General features: G+C 71.2%; 18 protein-coding genes and 1 tRNA gene. 14 read left to right on the top strand and 5 right to left on the bottom strand.

Annotated elements, in window-relative coordinates:
- Positions 1–2: 2 nt before the first annotated feature.
- Genes queG through SLW52_RS11880 form a run of 3 tightly spaced genes read left to right on the top strand, consistent with a single transcriptional unit; the run spans position 3 to position 2,891 of the window.
- Positions 3–1,109 (top strand): tRNA epoxyqueuosine(34) reductase QueG, encoded by a 1,107-nt coding sequence (gene queG, locus SLW52_RS11890; protein ID WP_267084521.1) that lies wholly within the window; start codon positions 3–5, stop codon positions 1,107–1,109.
- Between the two features lie 26 nt (positions 1,110–1,135).
- Positions 1,136–2,476: an exodeoxyribonuclease VII large subunit gene (xseA, locus tag SLW52_RS11885; protein ID WP_267084520.1), complete on the top strand. Its 1,341-nt coding sequence runs from the start codon at positions 1,136–1,138 to the stop codon at positions 2,474–2,476.
- Positions 2,477–2,504: 28 nt separating this feature from the next.
- Positions 2,505–2,891, top strand: coding sequence for a hypothetical protein (locus SLW52_RS11880; protein ID WP_267094321.1), 387 nt, complete (start codon positions 2,505–2,507; stop codon positions 2,889–2,891).
- Between the two features lie 267 nt (positions 2,892–3,158).
- Here the strand turns inward: SLW52_RS11880 and SLW52_RS11875 are convergent, their stop codons facing one another.
- A complete protein-coding gene (locus SLW52_RS11875) occupies positions 3,159–3,704 on the bottom strand; it encodes a lipocalin family protein (RefSeq protein ID WP_017909057.1) in 546 nt (181 codons plus the stop codon).
- Positions 3,705–3,799: 95 nt separating this feature from the next.
- Entirely contained in the window at positions 3,800–4,045 is a 246-nt protein-coding gene (locus tag SLW52_RS11870; RefSeq protein ID WP_017916036.1) for a hypothetical protein, read from the bottom strand.
- 240 nt (positions 4,046–4,285) lie between these two features.
- On the opposite strand from SLW52_RS11870, the gene SLW52_RS11865 reads away from it, so the two are divergent.
- Positions 4,286–4,408 carry a hypothetical protein gene (locus SLW52_RS11865; protein ID WP_265531488.1) on the top strand — a complete coding sequence of 41 codons (123 nt, stop codon included), beginning with the start codon at positions 4,286–4,288 and terminating at the stop codon, positions 4,406–4,408.
- Positions 4,409–4,413: 5 nt separating this feature from the next.
- Here SLW52_RS11865 and SLW52_RS11860 read toward each other — a convergent pair.
- A tRNA-Phe gene (locus tag SLW52_RS11860) sits at positions 4,414–4,489 on the bottom strand.
- 681 nt (positions 4,490–5,170) lie between these two features.
- On the opposite strand from SLW52_RS11860, the gene SLW52_RS11855 reads away from it, so the two are divergent.
- The 5 genes from SLW52_RS11855 (at position 5,171) to SLW52_RS11835 (ending at position 9,792) form a co-directional block, all read left to right on the top strand.
- Complete coding sequence (locus tag SLW52_RS11855; RefSeq protein ID WP_267127255.1) at positions 5,171–5,647, top strand: LEA type 2 family protein; 477 nt, start codon at positions 5,171–5,173, stop codon at positions 5,645–5,647.
- A 282-nt stretch (positions 5,648–5,929) separates the two neighbouring features.
- The gene (locus SLW52_RS11850) at positions 5,930–6,427 is read left to right on the top strand and encodes a MarR family transcriptional regulator (protein WP_320740493.1); all 498 of its coding nucleotides are present in this window, start codon (positions 5,930–5,932) and stop codon (positions 6,425–6,427) included.
- A complete protein-coding gene (locus SLW52_RS11845; RefSeq protein ID WP_295846376.1) occupies positions 6,424–8,595 on the top strand; it encodes an FUSC family protein in 2,172 nt (723 codons plus the stop codon). Before SLW52_RS11850 ends, SLW52_RS11845 begins: the two co-directional genes overlap by 4 nt.
- The gene (locus SLW52_RS11840) at positions 8,579–8,785 is read left to right on the top strand and encodes a DUF1656 domain-containing protein (protein ID WP_017909051.1); all 207 of its coding nucleotides are present in this window, start codon (positions 8,579–8,581) and stop codon (positions 8,783–8,785) included. Before SLW52_RS11845 ends, SLW52_RS11840 begins: the two co-directional genes overlap by 17 nt.
- A gap of 8 nt (positions 8,786–8,793) precedes the next feature.
- Entirely contained in the window at positions 8,794–9,792 is a 999-nt protein-coding gene (locus SLW52_RS11835) for an HlyD family secretion protein (protein ID WP_267106918.1), read from the top strand.
- Between the two features lie 302 nt (positions 9,793–10,094).
- Here the strand turns inward: SLW52_RS11835 and SLW52_RS11830 are convergent, their stop codons facing one another.
- The gene (locus SLW52_RS11830) at positions 10,095–12,575 is read right to left on the bottom strand and encodes a S8 family serine peptidase (RefSeq protein WP_320740494.1); all 2,481 of its coding nucleotides are present in this window, start codon (positions 12,573–12,575) and stop codon (positions 10,095–10,097) included.
- A gap of 631 nt (positions 12,576–13,206) precedes the next feature.
- Positions 13,207–14,610, bottom strand: coding sequence for a S8 family serine peptidase (locus SLW52_RS11825; protein WP_017912698.1), 1,404 nt, complete (start codon positions 14,608–14,610; stop codon positions 13,207–13,209).
- 234 nt (positions 14,611–14,844) lie between these two features.
- On the opposite strand from SLW52_RS11825, the gene SLW52_RS11820 reads away from it, so the two are divergent.
- The 5 genes from SLW52_RS11820 (at position 14,845) to SLW52_RS11800 (ending at position 21,264) form a co-directional block, all read left to right on the top strand.
- The gene (locus SLW52_RS11820) at positions 14,845–15,681 is read left to right on the top strand and encodes a DUF6689 family protein (protein ID WP_150411078.1); all 837 of its coding nucleotides are present in this window, start codon (positions 14,845–14,847) and stop codon (positions 15,679–15,681) included.
- A gap of 46 nt (positions 15,682–15,727) precedes the next feature.
- A complete protein-coding gene (locus tag SLW52_RS11815; RefSeq protein WP_267099244.1) occupies positions 15,728–16,579 on the top strand; it encodes an FHA domain-containing protein in 852 nt (283 codons plus the stop codon).
- Positions 16,576–19,812 (top strand): protein kinase, encoded by a 3,237-nt coding sequence (locus SLW52_RS11810; protein ID WP_320740495.1) that lies wholly within the window; start codon positions 16,576–16,578, stop codon positions 19,810–19,812. The genes SLW52_RS11815 and SLW52_RS11810 overlap by 4 nt, the downstream gene beginning before the upstream one ends.
- Positions 19,809–20,528: a sensor histidine kinase gene (locus SLW52_RS11805; RefSeq protein ID WP_267122363.1), complete on the top strand. Its 720-nt coding sequence runs from the start codon at positions 19,809–19,811 to the stop codon at positions 20,526–20,528. The genes SLW52_RS11810 and SLW52_RS11805 overlap by 4 nt, the downstream gene beginning before the upstream one ends.
- 88 nt (positions 20,529–20,616) lie before the next feature.
- Entirely contained in the window at positions 20,617–21,264 is a 648-nt protein-coding gene (locus SLW52_RS11800; RefSeq protein WP_017911263.1) for a response regulator transcription factor, read from the top strand.
- Positions 21,265–21,356 lie beyond the last annotated feature (92 nt).

The following is a 21,356-nucleotide window of genomic DNA, read 5'->3' as shown; positions in this document are numbered from 1 at the left end:
CGATGTCCGCCCGTCTCGACATCGCCGATCCCCACGCCGCCGCCGCGCGCATCCGCGCGCTGGCACGGACGTTCGGCTTCCAGCGCTGCGGTATCGCCGGCATCGAACTGCAGCAGGACGAGGCGCATCTGCGCGATTGGCTGGAACAGGGCCTGTACGGCACGATGCACTGGATGGCCCAGCATGGCGACAAGCGTTCCCGCCCGGCCGAACTCATTCCCGGCACATTGCGGGTGATCTCGGTGGGCCTGGACTACGGCCGCAACGACGACGATTCGGCCTGGGACACGCTGCGCGACGGCGAGCGCGCCTACGTCGCGCGCTATGCGCTGGGCCGCGACTACCACAAGCTGATGCGCAACCGCCTGCAGAAGCTGGCCGAGCGCATCCAGGACGAGATCGGCCCGTTCGGCCACCGCGTGTTCGTCGATTCGGCACCGGTGCTCGAACGCGCGCTGGCGCGCGACGCCGGCCTGGGCTGGATCGGCAAGCACACCTGCCTGATCGACCGCAACGGCGGCTCCTGGTTCTTCCTCGGCGAGATCTACGTCGATCTGCCGCTGCCGATCGACCCGCCGGCCAGCGCCCACTGCGGCACCTGCACGCGCTGCATCGACGTCTGCCCGACCCAGGCGATCGTCGCGCCGTACCGACTCGATGCGCGCCGCTGCATCGCCTACCTCACCATCGAACACGACGGCGCGATTCCCGAGGAACTGCGCGCGGCGATCGGCAACCGCATCTTCGGCTGCGACGACTGCCAGCTGATCTGCCCCTGGAACAAGTTCGCCAAGCGCAGCGACGAGCCGGACTTCCGCGCGCGCAACGATCTGGACAAGGCCACGCTGGCGCAGCTGTTCGCCTGGGAGGAAGACGAGTTCCTGCGCCGCACCGAAGGCAGCGCGATCCGCCGCAGCGGTCACGAGCGCTGGCTGCGCAATCTGGCAGTGGCGCTGGGCAACGCGCCGACCACGCCACAGGTACTGGCCGCGCTAGGCGCGCGCGCGCAGCATCCCTCGCCGCTGGTGCGCGAGCACGTGCAATGGGCGCTGGCCCGGCATGCAGCCAAGTCGACGCAGCCGGCCGCAGCTGCCGACGTGCGAGGATAGGCGCCCGTACGCCCTGCACTGCCCGCATGTCCGATCGCGCCGACCAGATCCTCAGCCCCAGCCAGCTCAACACGCTGGCCCGCGACCTGCTGGAGAGCACCTTTCCGCTGGCCTGGGTGGAAGGCGAACTGGGCAACGTCACCCGCCCGTCGTCCGGCCACCTCTATTTCACCCTGAAGGATGCGCGCGCGCAGGTGCGCTGCGCGATGTTCAAGCCCAAGAGCCAATGGCTGCGGTTCGTGCCGCGCGAAGGCCTGCGGGTGCTGGCGCGCGGGCGCCTGACCCTGTACGAAGCGCGCGGCGACTACCAGTTGGTGCTGGACCATCTGGAGGAAGCCGGCGAAGGCGCGTTGCGCCGGGCGTTCGAGGAGCTCAAGGCCCGGCTCGCCGCCGAAGGCCTGTTCGCCAGCGAGCGCAAGCGCGCCCTGCCCGGCTTCGTGCGGCGCCTGGCGGTCATCACCTCGCCCAGCGGCGCCGCCGTGCGCGACGTGTTGAGCGTGCTCGGCCGGCGCATGCCGCTGCTGCAGGTGGACATCCTGCCGAGCCTGGTCCAGGGCGACAGCGCCGCGGCGCAGATTGCCGCCTTGCTGCGCCAGGCCGACGCCAGCGGCCGCTACGACGCGATCCTGCTGACCCGCGGCGGCGGCTCGCTGGAGGACCTGTGGGCGTTCAACGACGAACACCTGGCACGCACCATCGCCGCGGCAGTCACCCCGGTGGTGTCGGCCGTCGGCCACGAGACCGACGTGACCCTGGCCGATTTCGCCGCCGACCTGCGCGCGCCCACCCCGTCGGTCGCCGCCGAATTGCTGGTCCCCGACCAGCGCGATCTCGGCGCGCGCCTGCGCTCCCAGCATGCCGCGTTGCTGCGCTGGCAGCAGCACCGGCTGCGGCAAGCGCAGCAACGCGCCGACCGCGCCCTGCTGCGCCTGCAGGCGCAGAGCCCGCAGGTGCGCCTGCAGTTGCTGCAGCGCCGCCAGCACGAGATCGGACGGCGGCTGGCGGCGGTGTGGCGGCAACAGCAGGAACGCCGGCATGCCCAGTTGCGCCATGCCGCCGCGGTGCTGCGCGCCGCGCAACCGCAACGGCGGCTGGCGATGCTGCGGGTGCGCCTGCTGGCGCTGGGCCGACGTCCGCAGGCGGCGATGGCGCGGCAACTGCAGACCGATGCGCAGCGCCTGCGCGCACTGGCGCGTGCACTGGAGACGGTCAGCCCGCTGGCGACCGTGGCGCGCGGCTACAGCATCCTGACCCGCGTCGACGACGGCAGCGTGGTGCGCTCGGCCGCTCAGGTCGCCCCCGGCGATCGGCTGCGCGCACGCCTGGCCGACGGTGAACTGCAACTGCGTGCCGAGCGCGCAGAGTGACCCGTCCACCCGCATCGCCTCGCCGCCCATGACCGACAGCATTCACGAAGGAAGGATCAAGGCGATCCTGCAGGGCATGCGTCGCGCCGAACGGCGCCGGGCCGAGCGGCGCGCCGACAGCAGCGACCTGCTGTCGCTGATCGACGGCGCCGCCTATGGCGCACCGGAGGATGCGCAACGCGCACTCGCCTGGCTGGCGCATGACGGCACCCTGGAGCATCTGAACCACGCCGACCTGCACAATGTCGGCGACACCATCTGCGTGGCCTGGAACGGCTGCGGCAGCGATCTCGCGACGCTGTCGCAATGGCTGCGGGAGGTGCGCCTGGCCGATGGCCGCAACGCCCTGCAGGCGCTGCGCGACGGCGACAGCGCAGACCTGCTGGCCGCGGCACTGACGGCATTTCCCGGCTGACGCCGAGCGGTTGCAGCATCCGTCACACAGGGTGGCCCGCGACGCGTCACCCGGCATGCACGATGCACCGCCAGACAGCAGGCGCCAAGGCGCATCTTCCAGGGCAACGGCCACCGCCGGCGGAAGCAGCCGGCCACAGCGAACTGCAAGTCGCTGCCCCACGCTGGCGTACAGCGTGCGGCAAAGCCCAAGCGATGGCCCGGTCTTCAGCGCCTGTCGCCCATGTGGCACCGATCCGCCCGCAACGACGCGCCGGCAGCGCCCCACTCAGTCCAGCGGCGCGACCACCAGCAGCGGGTCGAGGTCGTACCCCATCGCCACCGCCTTGGCCTTGATGCCCTCGAACACGCTGCGCTGCATGCGCGGCGAGCGCGACAGCACCCACAGGTACTTGCGTCCGGGCTCGCCGATCAGCGCCCATTGATAATCCGGGTCGAGCGCGATCACCCAGTAGTCGGCCCACACCATCGGCAGCCAGGCCAGCCAATCCGGCGCGAAGCGCACCTGCAGCCGCCCGGGATGGCCCTCGACCCGCCGGGCCACGCCGTCGGCCGCCAGCATGTCGCCGCTGGCGGTGCGGCAGGCGTTGCGCACGCCGACCTGACCGTCGTCGCGCAGCACATAGGCCGCGGTGACGTCGCCGACGCATTTCTTCTGGAAGGAGACCGGCAGATGCGCGATCTCGTGCCACTGCCCGGCATAACGGCCGAGATCGAACGCGGCGACCGAGCTCACCGGCTGCGCGGCGCGCAGCGGCGGTGCGAGGCACAACAGGCACGCCAGCAACAGCAGCGCGATCGGCGAAAGGCGCATGCGCAGGTTCCGATGGACGGGAAGCAGCAGCTTATGCAGGAGCGGCGCAGCGATGTAAAGCGCGGCGCAAGGCGCCGGCCGTCATGGCGCGGCGGTCAGTTGCTCAGATCGGCCATGGAGTGCTGGTCCGGATGGCTGGCGCACTGCACCGGCTCGCGCAGCACCACGCGCTCGACCACCCCGTCGCGCCGCTGCAGGTAGGTATTGACCATCACGCACTCGGAACCGACCTGCTCGATGTAGGGCGCATCGGCACCGTGACCGCCCTGCTCGCCCGCATGCTCGGTCCGGTCGGAAGGGGCTGCCACGGCGTTGCCGGCCATGGCCAACAGCAGGGCCACGCCGCCACATCTCCGTCCGAATCCGCTGGTCATTGGCAGGTTCCCCCGATTGCCCGTGCCTATGATTACGACAGCCAGCGCCGTTGATTGAGCGGAAGATCCCGAAAAACCGTGAACTGGGTGCAGTTGTCTACGAACGTTGACACGCCTTCTTCACACCCGATCAGGGCAGAGGACAGTCGCAACAGGCCTCGCGCATGCGGAAATCTGCACAGCGCGGGAGATCGGCCCGGACGCCGAATGACGACGCCGTACGCCACCTTCGACGACGGCGAGCAAGGCAGCACAACACACCGCCAAGGCATGCAGATGCCGCAAACCCTCGCGGCAAAAGAAAAGGGCCTGCATTGCTGCAAGCCCTGAAAGAATGGTGGCCGAGGACGGAATCGAACCGCCGACACGGGGATTTTCAATCCCCTGCTCTACCAACTGAGCTACTCGGCCACTGCGCAACGCGGCAGGACCGGTGCGAGGACGCGCATCATAGCGAGGTGATCGGGATTGGGCAAGCGCAATGTTGCAGAATTTTCCTACCGACCGCCGCGGCCTGCGCCGACTGCGTCCGATCCGAGGGGGCGCGATGCTGGACACGTCCTCGGCATCCGGCCGGCGCACGGCAGGGACGCCTTGGTGATGGCCGCCGGCCGGATCGCCGAGGACACCGACCGGACGCTCGGCCAGCCGCGGTCGTTCCGCCGTACCTGAACGTCCGCAGGCATGTGCGGGTCAGCCTGGATGATCTGGTGGGTTGCTGCGCCAAGGGCGATCGGAGGAGCAGCAACGGAGGTGGACGGCATGACGGAACGGGGTAATGGCCGGCCCACAGGCCAGCCGCATGCCGGATTGCGGGCTGACGGCAGATGGCACGACGCGGACGACGCCATCGCGCAGCTAGGTTGGGCGGGCCTGCCATTCAGTGGCGGAAGCGCTCGACACCAAGCGAAGGCGCCAGTAGAGCTTGTCCGCTGTCCGCCTTGCGTCACGCCACGTCGCGCGCGACCGCCGGCATGCCGCCAGCTTTCCGCAGCCCGCGCAGTCCGGGGGATGCTCGACATCGCTGCGCCACCACGGCAGACAGGGGTGTGGTGTAGTCTTCGCCGGTCTTCCTTTCCGTGGATTCCGCCCATGCGTCACCCGCTCCGCCTCGGCTTGCTCGTGTTGTGCACCGCATTGCTCGGCGCCTGCAGCGACGGCATCGTGCGGCGTGTGTCGGACCCGGCCGCCAGCGTGCAGCAACTGACGGTCAACATGGACGGCAGCTGGAAGGTGGACCTGCGCCTGCAGAACTACAGCAGCATTCCGATGCGCTACGACACCCTGCGTCTGGACCTCGGTGTGGGCGGCGAAGCGGCCGGCAGCCTGCAGGCCGCACCCGGCATTTCGATCGGCCCGGAGACGGCGGACGTGGTGAGCATCGCGCTGAAGCCCAGCTCGAGCGCGCGCATGGCCGTCGCCGACGCCCTGGCCGGCCGCCGCAGCCTGGAGTACACCCTGAAGGGCAGCATCGCCGCGACGCCCGAGGACAAGAAGCAGCGCAGCTTCGAGATCGACACCCGCAACATGCTCTCGCCCGCGCCCGGCCTGGACGGCGTGCTGCGTTGACCCGACGGTGGCGCTGAGGCGCCACCTGCCCCCGCTCCCTCCAACGCGACGTCCCGGCTTCCGGGGCGCGGAACGCGCCTGCGCGTCGACCCGCGCTTCACCGGACACAGGCGCTGCCTCGACCTGCCGCGCGGCACGCTAACGCACGGTGCCCTCGGCGCAGACCTGTTCGTGCGCTTTTCCTGAGGCACACCTCCTCCAGCGGGCCGCGTTCAGCCGGCGTTACCGCAAAATTAATACATAAATGTATTATTTACACATGTACAAATCATCGAGCCGCGCATGAGCCGCTTCGCCGCCACCGAGCAGCGCCTGGACGTGACCGCCCGCAAGCATCCGCACTTCCCGCGGCAAGCCGCGCTGGTCCTGCGGCTGATCAAGCTGCTGCACAAGCTCAGCCTGGACCAGAGCAACGAGGTGTTGCGGCCCTATGGTCTGAGCTACGCCGAATACAACGTGCTGATGATGATCGACGCCAGTCCCGACGGAACCTTGAACCCGTCCCAGCTGAGCGACGCGGCGGGCGAGAAGTCGGCCAACATCACCCGCCTGACCAGTCAGTTGGTCGACAAGGGCCTGATCCAGCGCATGCCCAGTGCCGAGGACCGGCGCATGCTGCTGCTGCGGCTGACTGAGGCCGGCGAGCGCCTGATCGAGGCGCTGATCCCCGACCTCTCCGCCCAGCTCGACACGTATGTGCAGCATCTGGATCCGGCGGCGCTGGTGCAGTTGCAGGCGCTGCTGAAGACCCTGCTGCGCGGGGTCGAGGACGCCGCATGAGCGCACAACACCCCAACGCCGCCGCCGCTGCCGAGGCAGCGCCAGGCCTGCGCACCCTGCTGGCCGACGCCCTGCGCGGCGAAGGCGAGGCCTGGCTGTTCGTGCTGCGCACGCTGCTGTCGATCTATCTGGCCGGCTGGATCGCCCTGCGTCTGGACCTGGCCTCGCCGATGACCGCGATGATCACCGTGGTGGTGGTGATGCACCGGCAGACCGGCATGGTCTTCGCCAAGGGCTTCTACCGGGTGCTGGGCACGCTGATCGGCAGCGTCGCGGCGCTGACGATGGTGGCGCTGTTCCCGCAGGAGCCGGTGCTGTTCGTGCTGGCGCTATCGCTGTGGATCGGCGCCTGCACCGGCGGCGCGCTGCTGTACCGCAACTTCAAGGCGTATGCCTTCGTGCTGTCCGGCTACACGGTGGCGCTGATCGCGCTGCCGGCGGTGAACCAGCCGCAGAACGTGTTCAACCTGGTGGTGGCGCGGGTGACCGAGGTGGTGCTGGGCCTGCTGGTGACCGGCATCGTCAGCGACGTGGTGTTTCCCAGCCGGCTGCGCCAGACCCTGCGCGACACCGTGCGCCGCGCGTCCGACGGCTTCCTGGACTTCGTCCGCGACGCCACCGGCGGCCAGTTGCCGCGCGAGGCGATGGAGCAGGCGCACCTGCGCTTCGTGCGCGACGCGGTGACCATCGAGGACCTGCGCAGTTCGGTGGTGTTCGAGGATCCGGAGGCACGGGTGCGCAGCGGCCGCCTGCGCCTGCTCAACCAGCGCTTCATGGCGGTGTCGACCAGCTTCCAGGCGCTGCACCACTACATCAATCGGCTGCTGCGCAGCGGCGATACGGAGGTGGCCGAGGCGCTGATCGGCCTGTATCGGCCGCTGAAGGCCGCACTCAGCGACCGCGGCGGACGCGAGGGCGCGGCCGCGACCGCGCGCAAGCTGGCGGCGTGCCGCGATGCGCTGGCGACGCGTGCGGCCGAAGCGCGTGCGGCCCTGCCGGCGGCACGGCACGAGGGATTCGACACCGGCGTGTCGCTGCTGCAACGGTTCTTCGCCGACCTGCACGACTACGTGGCCACCGAGGCGACCCTGGTCGCGCCGCAGCAGTGGCGCACGCCGCAGGACCGCGGCGACACCGCGGTGTTCGTGCGCGGCAACGACTACGCCGCGGCCGCACTGACCGCGCTGCGCAGCGCGTTGCTGGTGGCGACGATGTGCTGGCTGTGGATCCAGGCCGGCTGGATCAGCGGCGCCACCGCGGTGTTCCAGGCGGTGGCGCTGAGCGCGATCCTGTCGTCCAGCGCCAACGCGCCCGCTGCCGCGCGCTCGCTGTTCAAGGGGTTCGTGTTCGGCATCGTGCTCGGCGTGGTGTGCCAGTTGCTGGTGCTGCCGCAGATGGACGGCTATGTGCTGTTCGTCGCCGGCACCCTGCCGTTCCTGCTGGTGACCCTGTACCTGGCCTCGAAACCGGCGCTGTACGGCTTCGCCACCGGCGCCAACCTGGCCTTCGTTTCGATCCTGGCGGTCCAGCCGACGCCAAGCTTCAACGCCGCGGCCACCTTCAACAGCGTGGTGCCGCTGCTGCTGGGGACGCTGGCGGTGAGCGCGACGTTCGTATTCGTGCCGCCGGTGATCGGCACCCGCTGGCAGCGCCGGCGCCTGCTGGAGCGGCTGCGGCGGCAGACCACGCTGGCCGCGCGTGCGCCGCTGCCGGGGCTGGCGCTGCAACTGGAGAGCGTCAACCGCGACCTGTTCCAGCAGATCGTCGCGCACACCCCGCCGGGCAGCGACGAACTGCGCGACCTGCTCGGCTGGGCGCTGTCGGTGCATGAAACCGGGCGCACCCTGGTCGAACTGCGCCGCGATGCGGCCGCAGGCACGCTGCCGCCGGCCCTGGCCACCGCGGTGGAGGCCGCCGTGCAGGCGCTGGCCGACCTGTATCTCGATCCCAGCCCGCAACGGCACCGACACGCGTTGCAGCGGGTGGAGGCAGCGCTGGCCGCCAGCCAGGTGGAAGGCGCGGTACCGCTGCGCTGGAAGCCCACCCGCGAGCACTTGTTGCTGCTGCGCGGCGCGCTGCTCGACGCCGATTCCGTTCTCGCCGCGCTGGCCGATACGCCTGCGCCGACCACCGCCACCCCAGGAGCCGACGATGCTGCTGCCCGCTGAACTCTCGATCGCCGGGGTATACGTGCCCGGCCTGCTGGTGCTGGGCCTGGCCCTGCTGCTGGTGGCCTGGGCGCTGGACGCGGTCGCCGGCCGCGCCGGCCTGTACCGCTACGCCTGGCATCCCTCCCTGTTCCGTCTGGCCGTCTACGTCGGCGCCTTCGCCGCGCTCGGCCTGCTCCTTCTTCCGTGAGTCCCGCCATGAAGACCCCTGCCCTGATCCGTTTCGCCCTGACCGCCATCGTGGTGCTGGTCGCCGCCCTGCTGGCGCATGCGCTGTGGCGCCATTACATGCTCTCGCCCTGGACCCGCGACGGCCGCGTGCGCGCGGAAGTGGTGCGGATCGCGCCGGACGTGTCCGGCCTGGTCGATGCGGTCGCCGTGCGCGACAACCAGCATGTCAAACGCGGCGACCTGTTGTTCAGCGTGGACCGCAAGCGCTACGAGCTGGCCCTGGAAAAGGCCCGCGCCAACCTTGCGGTCGCGCAGGCGCAGGCGCGTGCGGCCGGCGCCAGCCTGTCGGCGGCGGCCGCCACCCAGGCGGCCAGCGAAGCGGAATTCCAGATGCGCCGCGCCCAGGCCGAACGGCGCGCGCGTGCCGCCGCGGTGATCTCCGCCGAAGCGCGCTCGGACGCCGAAGCCACCGCGCGTTCGGCGCAGGCCGACGTGCACCGCAGCGCGGCGCTGCGCGGCCAGGCCACCGCGGCGCAGGCGCAGGCGGTGGCATCGGTGGAACAGGCGCAGGCCGCGCTCGACCTGGCCGAGCTGGATCTGCAGCGCACCCAGGTCCGCGCCACCGCCGACGGCTACATCACCAATCTGGAAGTGCGCGTCGGCGACTACGCCCAGGCCGGCAGTGCACGCCTGGCGCTGGTCCGCGACGATGCGATGTGGGTCTACGGCTATTTCGAGGAAACCAAGCTGCCGCGGGTCCACGTCGGCGACCGCGCCGACATCCGCCTGATGAGCGGCGGGCTGATGCTGCACGGCCAGGTCGAGGGCATCGCCCGCGGCATCGCCGACAGCGACAATCCGACCGGCACCTCGCTGCTGGCCAACGTCAGCCCCACCTTCAACTGGATCCGCCTGGCGCAGCGCGTGCCGGTGCGCATCCGCATCGATCCGGCCAGCGTGCCGCAGGGCACCCTGCTCGCTGCGGGCATGACCGCCACGGTCAGCGTGCATCCGCGGGAAAACTGATGCCGCGCCTATGGGGCCTCCAGCGATCAGGCGGGCTCACGTGTAGGAGCGGTTTTCGGGGCAGCTCCAACAACGACGAAACGTCATTTGCAGGAGCGGCTTCAGCCGCGACGCGCATTCCTGCTACACCGCGTCGCGGCTGAAGCCGCTCCCACACATTGCAAGGACAGATCCCGCCGAGCCGCGGCAACAACGGGTTGCCAGTGGCGCGCTCGTAGCGGCAGCAGACGCCTACCGCAGGAAACCAGCACGGCGCAGGCCTTGCACCTGCGCGCATGCTGTCGCAGCGGTCACCGCAGTCCTCAGTCCTTGGCCTGCCGGTTGACGCCGAGGAAGCGCCCGGCGATCACCGCATAGCCGCTACGCGACACCGTGCTGCCCGGATCGAAGTAGGCATGCAGGGTCGGCTGCAGGTCCTGCGGCCCCTGGGTCACCGCGAAGCGCGCATTGAGGATGCCGGCATCCAGCGCCAGCTGCACGTAGCCGCGCAGGTTGCTCGGAATCGCCGCCACGTCCTCGATCGGCAGGCGCTGGTTGTTGTAGCTCACCGACAGCGTGCCGTCGAAGGCCAGCGCCTGCGTCTGCAGGCCCAGTGCCTGCACCAGCGAATACGCCAGCTGCAGCTTGCTGACGGCGTCGTTGGGACGGAAATCGCCGGCGACCAGCCCCATCACCGCGGCCTGGTTCTGCTGCAGGTCGCGCAGCACCCCGCCCTTGCCCACTGCCGCCTCGGCGAACGGATAGGCCGGGTCGTTGCGGCCGAGCCCGCTGAAGCTGGGCGTGGCCGGCAGCGCCTGGCGCACGCCGGCACCCATCACCAGATAGCGCGCCAACTCCGCGCGCTTGAGCGGATTCTGCGGGCGGAACAAGCCATCGGCGTAACCGTCCATCAGGCGGTTGCCGACCGCGTACTCCACCGCGCCGCGATCGCGGTCGCCGCTGGCGACGTCGTTGAGGCCGGTGTAGCCGCCGCTGCGCAGGAAATCCAGGGTGCCGCGCACCGTGCCCGGGGCCGCGATGCCGTTGCTGCCCTTGGGCGCCACCGGCACGCCGCTGATCGAACCGATGCCGCGCACACTGATGGTCCAGGTGCCCGGCTTGCCCGGCGCACCGACACTGACCGTGCTGCCCAGCAACGGCAACGCCACCGGCGAGCCATGGCTGACGCCGTCTGGATCGGTCAGCACCAATGCCTGGGTGTTGGCGTCGATGGTGGCCTTAGCGCTGACCCAGGCGACGTCCTTGCCGACGGTGAACGACTGGGTCTGCGGCGTGCCCACCGGCGAGAACGCCACCTCGAACGGCCGGCTGCCGCCGGGCAGCACCAGCGCATTGCTGTAGAACTGATGCAGGGAATTGACCGTCTTGCCGAAGCCGCTGCGCTGCTTGCTGGCTTCCAACAGCGCGGCATAGGCATTCACGTAGCCCGCGCCAGCCTCCCAGTACGTGCGCCCGGGGATGTTGGTGGCGGTGCGTTCGAGCAGGTCCTTGACCTGGTCCGGGGTCAGGTCCGGATTGGCCTCCAGCAGCAGCGCGACGATGCCGGCCACGTGCGGGGTGGCCATCGAGGTACCGCTCATGGTGGTGTAGAACGGCAGTTGCGCCGGGGCGATCAGCTTGCTGTCCTTGTCCGCGGCCAGCGGCGGCAACGCGCCGGTGGAATCGCGGGTGGAGACGATGTCCACGCCGGGCGCGGTGATCGTCGGCTCGTTGAGATAGGTCCAGGTCTTGCCGTCGGCCATGGTGAAGCTGCCGCTCTCGCCGCGCTTGCCGCGCGAGGAGAAGTCGGCCAGCGTGCCATCCTTCTCGCCCGCGGCCACCGAGATCACCCACGGCGCCTGCGCGTACGGATTGTGGGTGTCCTCGTTGGGGCCGTCGTTGCCGGCGGCGAACACGCTGACGATGCCGCGCTTGTACAGCTCGTAGGTGGCGACGTTGACCGGATTCTGCGGATCGAACTTGCCGGAGGAGCCCCAGGAATTGCTGGTGACGCGGATCGGATCCTTGAAACTGAACTGATGCGTGGCCGCATAATCCAGACCGCCGACCGCGTCCAGGATCAGCAGCACCGCACCGGATCCGTAGCCGACCAGACTGGCGCCGGTCGCCACGCCGCGATAGGCGCCGTTGGACTGCGCGCCGGTGCCGCCGACCGTGCCGGCGCAGTGCGTGCCATGGCCGGAGCCGAGGTCGGTATTGGGCACGCGCTCTGCATAGGTGATCGGCAGCATCGCATCGACGTTGGCCAGGTTGGTGGTGCCCAGCACGTTCTGCACGACGCGGGTGCCGTAGGCGAGATCGCGATGGGTGGCATCGATGCCGGAGTCGTTGATCATCACCCCGACACCGCGGCCACTGTAGGGCAGCGCGCGGCCGAAATCGCCGGGATTGCGCTGCGCGCGGTCCACGCCGGTCAGCTCGCGGGCTTCCTTGTTGAAATAGCGCAGCGGTGCGTTGTAGTAGATCGAGGCGACGTCGTCGCGCTGCGCCAGCGCGCGGATCTCGGCAGGCGTGGCCAGCGCGCCAGCGATCGGCAGCGTGCGCATGGTGATCCCACGGGTGATGCCCAGCGCATGCAGCGCGGTGAGTTGCGAGGCCGAGACCGGCCCGGACTGATCGTAGGTGATCACGATCTGCAGTGCGTCGCCGGCCGGCGCAGCGGCGAGCTTGGCTTCCAGTACTTGGTCGAGATGGGCGGCGGCCAGGGCGTCGCCGCCGGCGAACACACCGCCGGCGAGGACGGCGCAGATACCGACGGCAAGAACGGGACGGCGAATGGACATTGCGGAATCTCCGGATCGTCGAAGCCCGTAGCGGGCGGCCACCGCAGCGTGCCGGGCGCGCCGATGCGCGGCCAATCCGGTATCGCACCCAGGCCGGCCGGGTGGAAACACTCAGCCGCGGCGCATGCAACTACCACGGGATTGGAGGGTGCGCTCCCCTGTCGCCGCTCGCGGCAGTCGGCACTGCACGGCGAGCCACACGCCGGGGCATGCCACCCGACCCAGCGAACACCGCGGCTGGAACGGCAACAGAGTGCATTGCAGGCAGAGGGCGCCGACATGCGGCAAAAACAGGGGGCGGGAGCGGCGTGCCCGATCCGGCGCATCGGCGCGCGGTGCGGCCGAAAGGAATGCGGGACGTGCGGGGCCCATTCCGATTCCCGGACGCCATTCCGGGGAGCGGTGGAACCCCGCACGTCCAGCACGGGGGATCGCGGTGGCTGCCGACCACGCCGCCGAACGGCGACAGCGTGATCGAAGGCAACCGCGAAAACGTCAACGACATCAGTCGATCGGACGGCGCTTCATTTGGTCGAAGAACGGCGGCCTCAGGACTGCATCGCAAGCACCGACACGGCGGTCGACTGCGCTTGCAGCGGATCGGGCGGACGCTGGCGTCCGCCCGATCCGGTCACTTCTTGCTGGCTTCGCGCAACGCCGAGTAAGCGTTGAGATAGCCGGCGCCCACTTCCCAGGACGCACGTCCCGCCATCGGTGTGGCGGTGCGCTCGATCAGGTCCTTGACCTGGTCCGGGGTCAGGTTCGGATTGGCCTCCAGCACCAGCGCCACCACACCCGCCACGTGCGGCGTGGCCATCGAGGTGCCGCTCATGGTGGTGTAGAACGGCAGCTGCGCCGGCGCGATCAGCTTTTCGTCCTTCTGCGCGGCCAGCGGCGGCAACAGGCCGGTGGAGGCGCGGGTGGAGATGATGTCCACGCCCGGCGCGGTGATGCTGGGCTGGTTGATGTGGGTCCAGCTCTTGCCGTCGGCGGTGGTGAAGGTATCGCGCTCGCCGGCCTTGCCGCGCGAGGAGAAGTCGGCCAGCGTGCCGTCGACATTGCCGGCGGCGACCGAGATCACCCACGGCGCCTGCGCATACGGGTTGTGGGTGTCCTCCTTGGGACCGTCGTTGCCGGCGGCGAACACGCTGACGATGCCGCGCTTGTACAGCTCGTAGGTGGCGACGTTGACCGGGTCGGCCGGGTCGAACTTGCCGGAGGTACCCCAGGAGTTGCTGACGACGCGGATCGGATCCTTGAAGCTGTTCTGGTGCGAGGCCGCGTAGTCCAGGCCGCCCACCGCATCCAGCACCAGCAGCACACCGCTGGAGCCGTAGCCGACCAGGCTGGCGCCGGTCGCCACGCCGCGGTACTTGCCGCCGGACTGCGCGCCGCTGCCGCCGACCGTGCCGGCGCAGTGGGTGCCATGGCCGGAACCGGCGTCGGTGTTCGGCACGCCCTCCAGGTAGGTGACCGGCAGCATCGAGTTCAGATTGTGCAGATTGGTGTTGGCCAGCACGTTCTGCACCACGCGGTCGCCATAGGCCAGGTCGCGGTGGGTGGCATCGATGCCCGAATCGTTGATCAGCACGCCGACGCCGCGGCCGGTGTACGGCACGGTGCGGCCGAAGTCGCCCGGATTGCTCTGCGCGCGGTCGACCCCGGTGGCCTGGCGCGCGTCCTGGTTGAAGTAGCGCAGCGGCGCGTTGTAGTAGATCGAAGCGACGTCGTCGCGCTCGGCCAGCGCCAGGATCTCCTCCGGCGTGGCCAGCGCACCGGCGATCGGCAGGGTCTGCATGCTGACACCGCGGGTGATGCCCAGGTCGTGCAACACGGTCAGCTGCGCCGCCGAAACCGGCTTGGACTGCTTGTAGGTGATGACGATCTGCAACTCGTCGGTCAGCGGCGTGCTGGCCAGCTTGGACTCCAGCAGGCTGTCCAGATGCGCGGCGGCTTCGGCCTTGCCGCCAGCGAAGACGCCACTGGCGAGCACGGCGCAAATGCCGATGGCGAGTGCGGGACGACGGATGGGCATCTGGAATCTCCGGTTGGTGGGCCCGGGACGGGCGGGTGACTGCAGCCTGACGCGGCCGCGCGGTGGCGCCTATCCGGGATCGCCCCTACTGCACGTGGGTGGAAACACCCAGGGCCGCGTGCATCGCCCGTACGGATCGGTATGATCGGGACGAAGGCCGCTGCCGCGCGCCGCGGTGCCGGGCGGAACGCAGGCGCGGTGCGCAGTGCCGGCACATGCAACAGGGGGTTTCAGATGCACACGATGTTCGCAAGGGTTTGCCTGCTGTTCTGCGCCGTCGCGGCGTGCGGCGGGCTCGCCGCGCAACCGCTGCCGGTGCAGGTGGACGTGAGCGGCAATGTGGCGACGGCGGCAATCGGCGCCGGCCCGCACCCGCTCGCGGAACTGACGCTGGAGTTCGACAACGCCAGCGGCCTCAGCCCGGCCAACCTCGGTCTGAGCGCAGAACTGCTGACCCCGGCCCAGGTCACGGCCTTGCTGCCGCGGCTGCCCAGCACGCAAACCGGCCAGGTGCCGTCGCAGTTGCCGCTGCTGATCACGGTGACACCGCCACCGAGCGGCGGCCTGACGTTCCGGCGCGTCGTGCATGTGGAGCTGCACACCCATGCGCTGGCCTATACCGCCGACAGCACCCTGCGCCTGTTCAAGGCCCCGGAGGGCGGCGATTTCCGCGACATCACCGACGAGATTGCCCCCGGCAGCGTCCGCGCCCGCGGCACCACCGGCGGCTTCTCGCAGTTCATCGTGCTCCACGACCTGCGCCCGACCGCCAACGTGGTGGCCGCCAAGCTGAGCCGGCTGCAGGCGCTGGTGGCGCAGTTGCCCGCCAGTGAGGCAGCGCCGCTGGCCGCGATGCTGAACAGCGTACAGAGCGCCCTGGCCAATGCCGACTACACCGCTGCTACGGTCGCGCTGGACGGGTTCCGCGAGCAGGTATCGTCGCGCGCCGGCCATGGCATCGCGCAAACCTGGAACGCCGGCATGAGCGCAGGCAACCCCGCCGGCGAACTGCTGGCCGGCGCCGCGACGCTGCGCTTCTCCATCGACTACCAACGTCTCTACGCGCCTTGAGCGCTGCGGGACCGGTCGCACCCACCGCGACGGAGGACACGCCGCGATGCCCGCGCGCCTGACTGCCTACCTGCCCGACGCGCCGGCACCGACGCTGCTGCTCGCCGCCGGGCAGACCCTGGCGATCGGCCGCGCGGCCGACAACGCGCTGGCGCTGGAACACCCCTCGGTGTCGCGCTGGCACGCGCAACTGCAGCCGCAGGCCGACGGCCACTGGCAGTTGCACGACCTGGGCAGCAAGAACGGCAGCTACCGCGATGGCGTGCGGGTGGCCGCGCCGATCGCGCTGGAGACCGCGACCTGGCTGCGCTTTGGCGACATCTACGCCGAGTTCGCCCCGCTCAGCCCGGCCGATGCGGACCTGGCCGAACGCCGCCAGCGCGCCCGCTGCGATCGCGCCACCGCCCTCACCCAAGGGCTCGCCCAGATCGGCGGACTCGACGATCTGCTCGGCGCCAGCCTGGACGCGGTGGTCGAACTGGCCCAGGCCGAACGCGGCCTGCTGGTTCTGGCCGATTCGCACGGCCAGCGCGTCGCGGCCAGCCACGGGATCGGGCCGCTGCCGCTGCAGCACAGCCTCCCCGGCAGCGAGGGCGCCCTGCACCGCGCCCTGCGCGACGGCCAGGCCACCGTGGCCCACGACGTCGGCGGCGTGCCGTGGCTGGCCGAGCGCGCCTCGGTCTGCGCCGCCGGCCTGCGCACCCTGCTGTGCCTGCCGCTGCGTGACGGCACCCGCGTGCTCGGCGCGATCTATGCCGACAGCCGCCGCGCCGGCAGCGCCATCGGCGCGCTGGACATGCAGTTGCTCGAGGCCTTCTGCGAGCGCGCCGCGCTGTGGATCGCCGCCCGCCAGGCGCTGCGCGACACCGGCGCGGAACAGGGGCCTGGGCCGGCATGAGCGATGCGGCCACCGCCACCGGCCTTTACGCGCAGGAGAGCCTGACCCCGGGCGACGTGCTGGCCGGCCGCTTCCGCATCGAGCGTTTGCTCGGCATCGGCGGCATGGGCCTGGTGTACCTGGCCCACGACCAGGCGCTGGGCATCGACGTGGCGGTGAAGCTGCTGCGCCCGGAGCTGGCGCAGCGGCCGCAGGCGTTCGCCCGCTTCCGCCAGGAACTGCTGCTGGCGCGGCAGGTGTCCAGCCCGCACGTGGTGCGCATCCACGACCTGGCCGAACACGCCGGGCGCTGGCTGATCAGCATGGACTACGTGGACGGCGAGTCGCTGGAGGCGCGGCTGCAGCGCGAGGAACGGCTGGACGTCGACACCGCCCTGCGCATCGCCGGCGACATCGCCCGCGGCCTGCAGGCGGCGCATGCGCGCGGCGTCGTGCACCGCGACCTCAAGCCGGCCAACATCCTGCTGCAGCGTGGCGGCGATGCGCTGATCAGCGACTTCGGCGTGGCCTGCTCGATGGCCAGCAGCGGTCTCGGCGCGACCCTGGGCAACGTCATCGGCACGCCCGCCTACCTGTCGCCGGAACAGGCGCGCGGCGACGCGCTCGACCCGCGCAGCGACCTCTACGCGCTGGGCCTGATCCTCTACGAAATGCTCGCCGGGCAGGTGCCGTTCGCCGGCGGCACCCTGTCCGAGACCCTGGCCCAGCGCATGCTGCGCGAGCCGCCGCCGGTGGACCGGCTGCGCGCGGACGTGCCGGGCTGGCTGGTGCGGTTGCTGCTGCGGCTGCTGCGCCCGCAGCCGCGCGACCGCTTGCAGCACGCCGGCGAGGTCATCGTGGCGATCGAGCGCCGGCAACTGCCGCGCGATCGCCGGCGCTGGCGCCGGCTCGGCCTGGGCCTGGCCGCGACGCTCGCCGGTGTTGCCCTGCTTGGCGTCGGTGCCTGGCAGTGGCAGGCGCAACGCGCCAGCGCCCCGCCGCCGGTGGTCGCCGCGCAACCGCTGCCGCGCCTGCTGGTCCTGCCACTGGCCGGCGACCCGGGCAGCGCCGAGCAACGCCTGGCGCTCGGCAGCTGGCTGCGCGGCAGCCTCGGCGAAACGCTGACCGTGGTCGATGACGCGCGCACCCGGCAGGCGTTGCGCCAGTACGACCCCACCGGCCAGGCGCCGCTGGACGTGGCGGCGCTGCGCCGGCTCGCTTCGGCGCAGCGCGTGCTGCAGCCGAGCCTGCAACACCAAGGCGCCGGCTGGCGCCTGCAGGCGCTGCTGCACCCGACCAGCGGCGCGCCGCAACGCATCGACGGACCGACCGCCGCCGATCCGGCCGCGGCCTACGCCGCCTGGTTGCCGATCGCGTCCAGGGCGCTGCTCGGCGAAGGCGCCACCCTGCCCGACGACCTGCCCGCGCCCGCCGCGCTGCAGGCGTATGCGCGCGGCCTGGCAGCGCAGCAGCGCGACGACAGCGCGCAGGCACTGCAGCAGTTCGCCGAGGCCAGCGCGCAGGCGCCGCAGTCCGCGCCGTTGCGCCTGGCCGAGGTGGTCGCGGCGCAAGCCATCGGCGAAGAACAGAAGGCGCGCGAGGCGCTGGATGCGCGCGCGCCTGCGGCGCCGGCGCGGCCGCGCACCCTGGCCCTGCTGGCGGCGCTGCGCCTGGAAGCCGAAGACGATCTCGCCGCTGCCGACAGCGCCTGGCAGGCGTTGGCCACGGCCCGGCCCGACGACAGCGAGGTGCAGTTGCAGGTCGCGCGCATCCAGGCGCAGGCCGGCCACCTGGACGCGGCACGCGATCGCCTGCGTGCGCTGGCGCAGCGCGACCCCGACGACCCGCGGCTGTGGTTGGCGCTGGGCAAGCTGGCGATCCTCAGCGGCAACGCCGCCACCGCGGTGGACGACGACCTGCTGCGCGCGCAACTGCTGTTCCGCCGCGGCCGCGACCTCTATGGCGAAGCGGAGACGGTGAACGCACTGGGCGTGGGCTACGGCCGGCTCGGCCTGGCCCAGCAGGCACAGGCGCAGTACCTGCGCGCGGTGGAGCTGCGCCGGCAGGTCGGCAATCGCCGTGGCGTCGCCACCAGCCTGCGCAACCTGGCGGGCACGCTGAGCATCGGCGGCGCCTTCGCCGAGGCCGAACAAAAGCTGCAGCAGGCGCAGGCGCTGTACGTCGAACTCGGCGACCGCGACGGTCAGGCCGCCGCCGCCAACGAACTCGGCCTGCTGGCCGAGGAGCGCGGCGACTATCCGCAGGCGCTGCAGGCGTTCCGCGGCGCGCTGACCGCCTGGCGCGCGATCGGCGATGCGCACGGCGTCGCCGAGACGCTCAACAACATCGGCTTCGCGCATTTCCAGTTGGGCGACCTGGACAGCGCGCAGGCGTTCTGGGAACAGGCCGCGCGCGCCTATGCCGACCTCAACGACGCCACCGGCCGCGTGCGCACCGCGCAGAATCTCGGCCTGCTGGCCACCGCACGCGGCCACTGGACCCAGGCGCAGACCCTGCTGAGCCAAGCGTTGCGCGAGGCCGAGCGCCACCAGATGCTCGAGGAAGTGGCGGTGAGCCGGCGCAACCTGGCCGAACTGGCGTTCTGGCAAGGCCAGCGCGCGGTGGCGCTGACCGAACTGGACCAGGCGCAGCGGCTGTTCCAGCAGAGCCGCGACCAGCGCGGGCAGACCGACATCGCCTTGCTGCGCGCGCAGGTGTGGCTGGCGTTGGACGACCCGGCGCAGGCGCGGCTGGCGCTGCAGCAGGTGCAGCAGCAAGCGCCCGCCTCGGTGTCCAGCGAACAGCGCGCGAGTGCGGCGCTGCTGCAGGCGCAACTGGCCGAACGCGACGGCGATGACGCCGCGGCCGCCGCCGCGCTGCGCCAGGCCGAGGCGCTGGCACGCGCCAGCGGCACCCGCCTGCTGCAACTGCAGGTCCAGGTACAAGCGGCGCACGACGAACCCGCGCTCGCCGCGCTGGAGGGCGACGTCGCCCGCCTGGGCAATGCCGGGCTGCGCCTGCGCTATCTGCAGCAGGCGCTGCGCTACGGCGCGGCCGACCAGGTCGCGGCGCGCTATGCGCAGGCGCAGGCCCTGCTGCTGCGCGGCAGCCCGTTGTTCGCCGCCACCCTGCACACGCAGGCCGCGCAGCGCCTGGACGCGCTCGGCGACCACGCCGCCGCACAACGCGCCCGCCGCGCCGCGGCGCAGGCCACCGACGGTTCCGCTGTCGCGCGCGCACAGACCACGCCATGAACGACGCCGCCACGACCGCCGCCGAACGCTACCGCCTGCTGCTGCAGCGGCTGGAAGCCAACGAACGCGAATTCCGCCGCCTCGGCCGCGCCGTGGTCAAGGTGCAGGAGGACGAACGCCGGCGCCTGGCGCGCGAGCTGCACGACGGCGTCGGCCAAAACCTCACCGTGCTCAAGCACCGGCTGGCGCAACTGGGCGCGGCGCTCGGCGCGGGCGACGCCGCGTTGCGCGCGCCGCTGGAGGACGCCATCCAGCTGTGTACGCAGGCACTGGAAGACACCCGGCAGATGTCGCGCTTGCTGCGCCCGCCGATCCTCGACGACCTGGGACTGGAAGCCGCGCTGGGCTGGCTCGGCCGCAGCCAGTCCGCCGCCGGCGCCACCCCGGTCAGCGTCGAGATCGGCCCGCTGCCGACGCTGGACGAAGCGCTGCAGACCCTGCTGTTCCGCAGCGCGCAGGAAGCGCTGACCAATGCGCTGAAGCACTCGGCTGCGCAGTCGGTGCTGTTGCGGCTGGTGGCCCGCGACGGCTGGGCGCATCTGCAGGTGCTCGACGACGGCCGCGGCTGCGACCCGCAGCAGGCGCTGGTGGCCGGCGGCAGCGGCCTGAGCGGCCTGCGCGAACGCCTGCGCCTGAGCGGCGGCAGCCTGCGCCTGCAATCGTCCCCTGGCGAGGGCTGCTGCGTGCAGATCCGGGTCCCGCTGGAGGCCGATTGAACGTGATCGCCCTGCCCCGCCCCGACACCCGCGCGACGCTGCACACGCCGCGACATCCCGCCTGTCGGCGCGCTTGGAGCGCACCGGCATGAGCGCGCCGATCCGGGTCCTCATCGCCGACGACCACACCTTGGTGCGCGAAAGCCTGGTCGCCGTGCTCGACGCGATCGACGGCATCCAGGTGGTGGCGCAGGCCGCCGACGGCATCGAGGCGCTGGCCAAGGCCGAGGCGACCAGCCCGGATGTGGCGATCGTGGACATCTCGATGCCGCGGCTCAACGGCATCGACGTGGTCCGGCGGCTGTGCGAAACCGTGCCGCTGGCGCGGATCCTGGTGCTGACCATGCACGAGGAACACGAATACGTGCTGCACGCGGTGCGCGCCGGCGCCTCCGGCTATCTGCTCAAGGACAGCGCCAGCGCCGACCTGATCGCCGCGGTGCGCAACCTGCACGCCGGCCGCGGCCACTTCTCACCGCAGGCCGCGCAGGCACTGGTGGCGCAGATGCAGCAGCCGCAGGCGCTGCCGCCCGATCCCTACCGCAGCCTGACCGCGCGCGAACGCGAGGTGTTCCACCTGATCGTGGAGGGCCGCACCACCAAGGAGATCGCGCGGGTGCTGCAGATCAGCGTCAAGACCGCCGAGAACCACCGCTTCCGCGTGCTCAACAAGCTGGGCATGCGCAATACCGCCGAACTGGTGCGCTACGCGGTCCGCCACGGCCTGCTCGACTGAACGGCGCCGCGCAGCGGCGGGTTCGGCGCGGCTGCGCATACTCCATACGCCATAGTATCCTGGACGCCTCGGCCGCACCGCGGCCCTCGTCA

This window comes from Xanthomonas sp. LF02-5, assembly GCF_034105325.1.
GTDB classification, from domain to species: Bacteria; Pseudomonadota; Gammaproteobacteria; order Xanthomonadales; family Xanthomonadaceae; genus Xanthomonas_A; species Xanthomonas_A sontii.
Note: the sequence above shows the minus strand (reverse complement) of the source record. Positions and strands in the feature narration are given on the sequence as shown.

Excerpts from the sequence above, each read along its gene's own strand:
- SLW52_RS11830 (WP_320740494.1), bottom strand. The coding sequence starts at position 12,575 with ATGTCCATTCGCCGTCCCGTTCTTGCCGTCGGTATCTGCGCCGTCCTC.
- SLW52_RS11845 (WP_295846376.1), top strand. The coding sequence starts at position 6,424 with ATGAGCGCACAACACCCCAACGCCGCCGCCGCTGCCGAGGCAGCGCCA.
- SLW52_RS11805 (WP_267122363.1), top strand. The coding sequence starts at position 19,809 with ATGAACGACGCCGCCACGACCGCCGCCGAACGCTACCGCCTGCTGCTG.
- xseA (WP_267084520.1), top strand. The coding sequence starts at position 1,136 with ATGTCCGATCGCGCCGACCAGATCCTCAGCCCCAGCCAGCTCAACACG.
- SLW52_RS11835 (WP_267106918.1), top strand. The coding sequence starts at position 8,794 with ATGAAGACCCCTGCCCTGATCCGTTTCGCCCTGACCGCCATCGTGGTG.
- queG (WP_267084521.1), top strand. The coding sequence starts at position 3 with ATGTCCGCCCGTCTCGACATCGCCGATCCCCACGCCGCCGCCGCGCGC.
- SLW52_RS11840 (WP_017909051.1), top strand. The coding sequence starts at position 8,579 with ATGCTGCTGCCCGCTGAACTCTCGATCGCCGGGGTATACGTGCCCGGC.
- SLW52_RS11815 (WP_267099244.1), top strand. The coding sequence starts at position 15,728 with ATGCCCGCGCGCCTGACTGCCTACCTGCCCGACGCGCCGGCACCGACG.
- SLW52_RS11820 (WP_150411078.1), top strand. The coding sequence starts at position 14,845 with ATGCACACGATGTTCGCAAGGGTTTGCCTGCTGTTCTGCGCCGTCGCG.
- SLW52_RS11810 (WP_320740495.1), top strand. The coding sequence starts at position 16,576 with ATGAGCGATGCGGCCACCGCCACCGGCCTTTACGCGCAGGAGAGCCTG.
- SLW52_RS11875 (WP_017909057.1), bottom strand. The coding sequence starts at position 3,704 with ATGCGCCTTTCGCCGATCGCGCTGCTGTTGCTGGCGTGCCTGTTGTGC.
- SLW52_RS11800 (WP_017911263.1), top strand. The coding sequence starts at position 20,617 with ATGAGCGCGCCGATCCGGGTCCTCATCGCCGACGACCACACCTTGGTG.
- SLW52_RS11825 (WP_017912698.1), bottom strand. The coding sequence starts at position 14,610 with ATGCCCATCCGTCGTCCCGCACTCGCCATCGGCATTTGCGCCGTGCTC.
- SLW52_RS11855 (WP_267127255.1), top strand. The coding sequence starts at position 5,171 with ATGCGTCACCCGCTCCGCCTCGGCTTGCTCGTGTTGTGCACCGCATTG.
- SLW52_RS11865 (WP_265531488.1), top strand. The coding sequence starts at position 4,286 with ATGACGACGCCGTACGCCACCTTCGACGACGGCGAGCAAGGCAGCACA.
- SLW52_RS11880 (WP_267094321.1), top strand. The coding sequence starts at position 2,505 with ATGACCGACAGCATTCACGAAGGAAGGATCAAGGCGATCCTGCAGGGC.
- SLW52_RS11850 (WP_320740493.1), top strand. The coding sequence starts at position 5,930 with ATGAGCCGCTTCGCCGCCACCGAGCAGCGCCTGGACGTGACCGCCCGC.